1 protein-coding gene is annotated in these 1,108 nt (G+C 52.7%); it reads right to left on the bottom strand.

Going from position 1 to position 1,108, the window contains the following annotated elements:
• Window positions 1–1,108, bottom strand: a 1,108-nt coding sequence (locus ACNQO6_RS18355; RefSeq protein ID WP_440209904.1) for an agmatine deiminase, incomplete at both ends; no start/stop codon positions are given.

The raw sequence follows: 1,108 nt of genomic DNA, 5'->3' as shown, positions 1-1,108 counted from the left end.
GTAATACCGCCGATGATGTCAGTAATTGAACCTAAAGGACCGCCTTCACCACCACTGATACCACCCGTAATACCGCCGATAATGTCAGTGATCGAACCTAGAGGACCGCCTTCACCACCACCGATACCACCAGTAATACCGCCGATGATGTCAGTAATTGAACCTAAAGGACCGCCTTCACCACCACCGATACCACCGGTAATGCCACCAATGATGCCTGTGATTGCACCTAAAGGACCACCTTCACCACCACCGATACCGCCGGTAATACCACCAAGCAGGCCACCGACATCAGTCAGGTCACCGACTGCGTGTTGAACCAGACCAGAAGCGGTTGAACCATTGGTAATCAGTGTACCGACAACGCCAGTAAGAGAACCGGCAGCGCCACCAATATCAGCGCCTGCCAGATCAGAGATGGCTTCAAGTGTGCCGTTTACGGTATCGCGAGAAGTTTCAAAGGTGAGGGTACCGAGATTGGTCAGATCAGTCACTGGATGAACACCTGGAAGCACGCTACCAATTGCACCGCCGACCGTGCTAATACCGGTGTTGATAATATCGGTTTTCAGACTTTCAACGCCTTGGAGTACATCAATACCAGTCTGAATTACGCCTGTAACCGGATTGTTGCCTAGGTCACCGCCAGTGATGCCGCCAATGATTCCAGTGATTGCACCTAAAGGACCGCCTTCACCACCGCCGATACCACCGGTAATACTACCGATGATGTCAGTGATTGAACCTAAAGGACCGCCTTCACCACCACCGATACCGCCCGTAATACCGCCGATAATGTCAGTGATTGAACCAAGAGGACCGCCTTCACCGCCACCGATACCGATACCACCGGTAATGCCACCAATGATGCCTGTGATAGCACCTAAAGGACCGCCTTCACCGCCACCGATACCACCGGTAATGCCACCAATGATGCCTGTGATAGCACCTAAAGGACCACCTTCACCGCCACCAATGCCACCAGTAATTCCACCTAGCAATCCGCCGACATCAGTCAGGTCACCAACTGCATGTTGAACCAGACCAGAAGCGGTTGAACCATTGGTAATCAGTGTACCGACAACGCCAGTAAGAGAACCGGCAGCGC

It is taken from the genome of Acinetobacter calcoaceticus, assembly GCF_051947995.1.
In the GTDB taxonomy this organism is placed as follows: domain Bacteria; phylum Pseudomonadota; class Gammaproteobacteria; order Pseudomonadales; family Moraxellaceae; genus Acinetobacter.
This window is presented reverse-complemented; position numbering and strand designations above follow the sequence as displayed.